This window comes from Nostoc sp. T09, assembly GCF_002154695.1.
Taxonomy (GTDB): domain Bacteria; phylum Cyanobacteriota; class Cyanobacteriia; order Cyanobacteriales; family Nostocaceae; genus Aulosira.
Map to the genome: position 1 here is coordinate 60315 of NZ_MTAV01000146.1, position 6366 is coordinate 66680.

The following is a 6366-nucleotide window of genomic DNA, read 5'->3' on the forward strand; positions in this document are numbered from 1 at the left end:
CTTGAAAGTGCTGAGTGCTGAGTTGAGAGTTAGAAGTTATTCTCCTTGTCACCTCATCCCCTTGTCCCCCTTTCATACATGGCGATGAAATTTTTTCATCGGGACTGCCTTTTTCCCGCCAACTCAAATTAAGCTGCCATTTTCTCTGTTGAAACTAACTCTGCTTTGGGTTTAAAGGGCAGGATTTTTTCCATCAAATGAGCAATAGGCTTACTGCGTGGTTCTCGAACAAATACTAGGGGCAACAGTGCGATTAATCGCAAAGCAGCGGAAAGGGCAAATAGTCCGGGTAAGCCACCGATAATATCTAGCTGGGTTAGAAAACCACCAGTTGCCGAACCTAAACCACCACTAACACCAGTAACAGCTGCGGCGATCGCAAAATACTGAGAAGGACGATCCAGTGGAGCCATTTCCATCTGAATATTACTGTTACACAAATCGATTGCTGCTCCGAAACCACCAGATATCATGTGTATCATAGGTAGCCATATCCACACAGAAATTGAGTCAGTCCCAGCACCCAGCCAGAATAAAGGTGTGACTGCTATTAAAACGCCAACTAACAATAGCAGTGGACGATTTCCTACCTTATCTGCCAACTTACCCCAAAGTACCAGCATGACTAAGTTAGCCCCAGCAATCAAACTGGCGTAAATCGTGACTGTAGTCAGTTCTAAACTCAAATTTTCCAGCATGTAAAGGTTAAAAAACGGGGCGCTGAGGTTCATGGCGAATGTCCACACGCCAACATAGAGCAGAAACTTCAAGAAGTTGCTGTCTTTTAGGATGCTGAATGTTTTGGGTTGGGCGCTGTCGGGATTTTCCTCATGTTGAGACGAAGCTTTGCCAGAGCGATAAACTTGCGGATTTACATCCACCATCCAAAACTGACAAGCCAAACTGATTAGGCCGATGATGACGCCTAGGAACAAAAGTACGCCGTAACCTTGAATTCCACCACCGGGCCAGACCGAGATACCATAGCCAAGGACAGGTATAGACAAGAGATTAGCCAAGCTAGCGGCACTATTACGCAAGCCAAAATAACGCCCTCGCAAGGAAGGGGGAACCAAAGCAGCCATCCAGCTAAACCAAGCACAACCACCTAAGGCTCCCAGGATATTAGTAATTAAAATTATTCCCAGCGTCCAAGTTACTAACTGGTGAGATTTAGTGTCAGAATAGCAGAACCAGGCAATACCCCCTACTAAAATCAACCACAGCAGTCTGGAAGGACCAAAAATTGCCAGAGTATACCAATGGCGGCTGGAAGTGCGATCGGCCAGGTAGGCTCCTAGTGGTTGTAAGAAATTCACCAGTAGAGGAATTGAAGATAGTAGGCCAATTTCTACTGGGGTAGCACCCAGCTGGAGTAAGAAGTTAACCAGCAATACACCACCAGTAATGTTAGAAAAAATCGTGGCAAACACTCCATCAATAGTGGATGCCTTTAAGCTAGTGCGAGTAGCTTGCTTAGAAATTTTCGGCGGCGAGTCTGTCTTGAGTATTGGTGCTGATGCTGGCAGGGGCTTGATTACTTCTATAGGAGGCGAGTATTCTAGTAGTTCTTCAGCAGAGGGAGATACAGTCTTCACTAGAGGAAAATCTTATTAGTTATGGGAGTTAGATAAGTAGGGGTAACCCACCTGTGTCGGTGGTTATAAACTGACAATAAGCTGGCAATTAACGCTGAGTAAGAGCCAAAAGAATGATAGATTTTTCAATCTATCGAAACAAAACTTTAAATACAATATTCTACCTAAAGACTCTTCACAAAATACTGCCAAAGGATAGTTACTATTGGATAAGGCAAAAAAATTACCCAAGGTTTCAAGTGATTTTCCCAGCAATTTCGAGTAGAAGTTTGCTGCTTGTTATTCCAATACCTAAGTATTCTCTATTTTGATAATATTACAAATTATCAAGAATATTATAATTCTGTTTAAACTTCCCTCTGCTCTAAAACTGAAGCCAAATAAAGCTGTGGCTACATGAAATAGACTTGTGGTTTATTCGCTTTTCTATTTTGCCTTGTTTTATTTAATACCATCACAAATGTGACGATCGCTTTCTCTAATTTCTGTACTGGTTTGTAGGTATTCCCGCAGCAAATGACATCCATCGGTTAGCGGTTCTACTTCAGAAATTTGTTCTGACTGCCACTGAGACTTTTGTAGTTGAGCCGCTTGTGGATTCGATACAACTCTATATACAGCTTGTTGAAGTACTCGATCTACCTCAAGTTCTAGGTTAGCATCAACTGCCTCTACTTTTTGGAGCGATCGCTTAGCCCGAATTGAATCAATCAACGCCTTAAGCGGTTGGTTAGCTGCGAAATGTCCCTGAGATGATGAAATCAGTGCTTCAATCTCACCTAATCTTGCTTGACGAACATTTACAGATGCTTGACGATATTGCGAGAGTGTCGATAGCCATAACCACAAGAAGATGACGAACTTAATAGTCATCCCGGTAGTTAAAAAGGCAAGAATGCGATTGGCTCGTCGCTGCTGTCGGATACGCTTTTGCTCTACTGCTAATCGTGCTTCTACTTCTTTGGCTCGTGCGGCTTCCAGAGTCCTCTCGATTTCCTGACTATCCAATTGTTGACTTGCTGCTAAAAATTGATAGTCCCAATCGCTCAATCGTTTATCCTGCGACCATTGTTGAGCATCTTTAAGAGCCTTTCCTCGCAGCAGTCGAGATTCGTCGATTCTTCCAGAAGCCATCCAAGCATCAAATGCTTGGGAATATGGACGGAGATTATTTAGTTGTTGCTTAACCCAAGCCAGGTTAAAAATAGTTCGATAAATGGGATTGGTAATTTTTAAATAACCTTGATGCTTAACAACCAACCCACTCAGTAATAACTCAATTTGTTCGCGACCATCATCTATATGAATATCAGCATATTGTAGAAGTTGCTGATAGACACTCAGCAATCGCCCTGTTAGTTGCTCATTCCATAACAAGCGATCGCGGATGGTACGCAAATGCTCTGGTTCGTCTTGTAATTCCCAGTTATTTATGATCAGAGATTTTACGAAATTTTCTACCCAAAATGCTTCTGTCCCTGGAGGAATAACAATTATTCCTTCTTTGTCTGGATGCATCTGGCTCATTTTTAACATTACATTACACAGTTTTTGTGTAAGAAACGGTTGTCCACCTGTCCAAGCGAGGATTTCTTTTAAAACAATCTGAGGACGCTCTACCCTTTTTTGAAATCCTCCTATCAATGGCGTAGCTTCATCTAACTTAAATCCTTCTAGTTCAATTGCTTTCCCAATATTAAAAGGTGTTTTTGTTGGTTCTTGAATTAAGTAAGATGGTGTAGCAACTCCAAAAATAGCAAAGGTAATACGGTTATACTCTGGATTAATAGCTCTTTGGTTATAGCAAAATCTAATTAGTGAAAAAAAGTCATCAACTGAAAACTTTAGATTCAGGATACTATCGACTTCATCTATAAAAATGAATATTTTTTGATCGGGAAAATGAATCAGCAATAATTCTTCAATAAATAGTTTTAACTTTTGTACAAAAGAAATATCTGCTTTTTCATTCCACCAAGATTTTAAATTAATTTTTCCTAATAAATTAAATTCTGTCCATAAATCGCCAACAATCCCCTTGTACCATTGCAGTGGAGTAATACTCTCACTCCCCATAATACTTAAATCGATTGATTTGCATTGAAAGCCCTCTTGTTGTAAACGATATTTTGTTTGTACTAACAAAGAAGACTTTCCCATCTGCCGAGAGCTAAGGATGTAGCAAAACTCTCCTTGCTTCAGTGCTTCATACAACTGCACATCAGCTCTTCTTTTCACATAGCTTGGTGCATCAACGGCTAAACTTCCACCAATTTGATATCTGTAATTGGTCATTTTGCCTCTTTGCCAAGTAATAACATCGTTAGGATACTAGTAGTAAGTTGTCTAATAAATCTAAGTTAAATCTAATTATTTAAATGTAGCTATCTATTGATTTTTTTATTGTTAGATTTGTTTCTAGACAGTTTCTAATGTTCTTTGCGAATTCGTGACTATACCAGATAATAGTGGAATTCCAAATATCAAATCGGCTTTTATGTAAAATTTTAAATTTTAGGTGAGGTATCACCAGTAAATATTACACCAACTGCTCCCCTGCCAGTAATCAGCCACTAAATTTTAATGTCCCTATTGTCACGAACGAGCATGATCGACAAATCCCTTCAGAAGCAAGCAGTATTTTGGTTACAACTGAGTATATTTTTCTTGCTTGGCAGCATAAGTTCTCAAGCAGCAAAGGCTCAGACTATTAATAATGTACAGCTACTTTCCCAACAGCTGCCGCCGCCCCAAGATGTGCTACCACCTGCGCCCTCCCCAGCCCCCTCACCCATACAGCCACAGCCATTACCCCCACCAGAAGAGCTACTTCCGTCCCCTAGCCCCAATCCCACACCTGAGCAGCCCCTCCCAGACAAGCTGCCAGCAACTATTATTGTGGACAGGTTTGAAGTTATTGGCAGCACCGTATTCAGCCAGGAGGAGTTAGCCCAAGCCACTGCGGAATTTACCAAAAGGCCTATATCCCTAGCTGAGATATTTCAGGCTCGCTCTAAAATCACCGATTTATATGTCAAGAAAGGTTATATTACTTCTGGCGCTTATATTCCGCCACAAACTATCAAGTCTGGCGTCGTTAAAATTCAGGTTGTTGAAGGCAAATTAGAAGAAATCCAAGTAACTGGTACTCAACGGTTAAATCCTAATTATGTGCGTAGTCGTCTAGCGATCGCCACAAAAGCTCCTCTCAATCGGGAGCGTTTGCTAGAAGCACTCCAACTGTTACAACTGAATCCTTTAATTAAAAACCTCTCTGCTGAACTATCCGCCGGTTCTCGTCCCGGTGTCAGCGTCTTACAAGTTGAGGTAAAAGAGGCAAGAACTTTTAATTCGCAAATAGTTCTTGATAATGGGCGATCGCCTAGTGTTGGCAGTTTCCGCCGTCGATTACAACTCAATCAAGCTAACTTACTCGGATTAGGAGATGGCTTAAATTTTGCTTACACCAATACCGATGGTAGCAATGCTTTTGATGTTGGCTATACATTACCACTCAATCCCCGTAACGGCACACTTTCCTTTAACTTTGGCACTACATCCAGCAATGTCATTGAAGAACCTTTTAATATCCTAGATATTCAATCTTCTTCCCGTTACTACGAAATTACATACCGCCAGCCAATTATCCAAACTCCTACCCAAGAATTTGCCTTGGGCTTGACTGCTTCTCGTCGGGAAAGCGAAGCTACTTATATTGAAGGAGAGCGATTACCGTTTCCCTCATTGGGTGCTGATGAAGGACGCACACGCATCTCTGCACTGCGATTTTTTCAGGAATGGACAAATCGTAACAGCCGTGAAGTTATTGCCTTACGCTCCCAATTTAACTTAGGTATAGATGTGTTGGATGCAACCATTAATCAAGATGCTCCCGATAGTCGCTTCTTTTCATGGCAAGGTCAAGCACAGTGGGCAAGATTGTTGGCTCCGGAGACATTGCTATTAATCCGGGCAAATACTCAGCTAGCATCAAGAGCACTGCTACCTTTAGAACAGTTGGGCTTAGGCGGGATTGATAGTGTTCGGGGCTACCGACAAGATTACTTATTAACGGATAATGGCGCTTTTGCTTCGGCAGAAGTTCAAGTACCGATTCTGCGCTTACCCCAAATAGATAGCATTTTACAAGTCATACCATTTGTTGACTTCGGCGTAGCTTGGAATAATTCTAATAGAGACAACCCAGATCCTAACACCCTAGCATCCGTTGGTTTGGGCTTACGCTGGACACAAGGCGATCGCTTCACTGCGCGTCTTGATTGGGGTATTCCTTTAGTATCTGTAGAATCCAGGGATAACACCTGGCAAGAGAACGGTCTATATTTTTCTTTGATCTACAATCCCTTTTAATTGCTGTTTTTCTGGGAGAACGGCTCTATTCTATGGCTTTCTTTGTTTTCATCAGTCAGTTTCACAACAGCGATCGCAAAATTCCTCATCTGCACACTGGTATATAGATATGCATTAGTGCTGAGATTGGCTCGGTCAAAGTCTCATGCGATCGCCAAACATCTATCTGCACTATTGATAATAAAAATAAATAACACCTATAAAGAATTGTTAATTAAAATCCTTTACAAATCTAAATCTTAGTCTTATAATATTTTGCAGGTAAGCAACATTACTTACCAAATTCATAAAAACAGCACTCATAAAACAATGACAACAACCTTACAACAGCGCTCTAGCGCTAACGTATGGGATCGGTTTTGCGAGTGGATCACCAGCACCGAAAACCGGATTTATA

General features: G+C 41.4%; 3 protein-coding genes. 1 reads left to right on the forward strand and 2 read right to left on the reverse strand.

The window, feature by feature from the left end; genetic code table 11:
* Positions 1-128: 128 nt before the first annotated feature.
* Positions 129-1598 (reverse strand): MFS transporter, encoded by a 1470-nt coding sequence (locus BV372_RS26320; protein WP_086689440.1) that lies wholly within the window; start codon positions 1596-1598, stop codon positions 129-131.
* Between the two features lie 441 nt (positions 1599-2039).
* Positions 2040-3893, reverse strand: a complete 1854-nt coding sequence (locus BV372_RS26325) for an AAA-like domain-containing protein (protein ID WP_086689441.1) — start codon at positions 3891-3893, stop codon at positions 2040-2042.
* Positions 3894-4205: 312 nt separating this feature from the next.
* On the opposite strand from BV372_RS26325, the gene BV372_RS26330 reads away from it, so the two are divergent.
* Complete coding sequence (locus BV372_RS26330) at positions 4206-5969, forward strand: ShlB/FhaC/HecB family hemolysin secretion/activation protein (protein WP_179198241.1); 1764 nt, start codon at positions 4206-4208, stop codon at positions 5967-5969.
* The last annotated feature ends 397 nt before the right edge of the window (positions 5970-6366 follow it).

Bases quoted from the DNA above. Each gene is read 5' to 3' on its own strand.
- BV372_RS26330 (WP_179198241.1), top strand. From the start codon at position 4,206: ATGATCGACAAATCCCTTCAGAAGCAAGCAGTATTTTGGTTACAACTG.
- BV372_RS26325 (WP_086689441.1), bottom strand. From the start codon at position 3,893: ATGACCAATTACAGATATCAAATTGGTGGAAGTTTAGCCGTTGATGCA.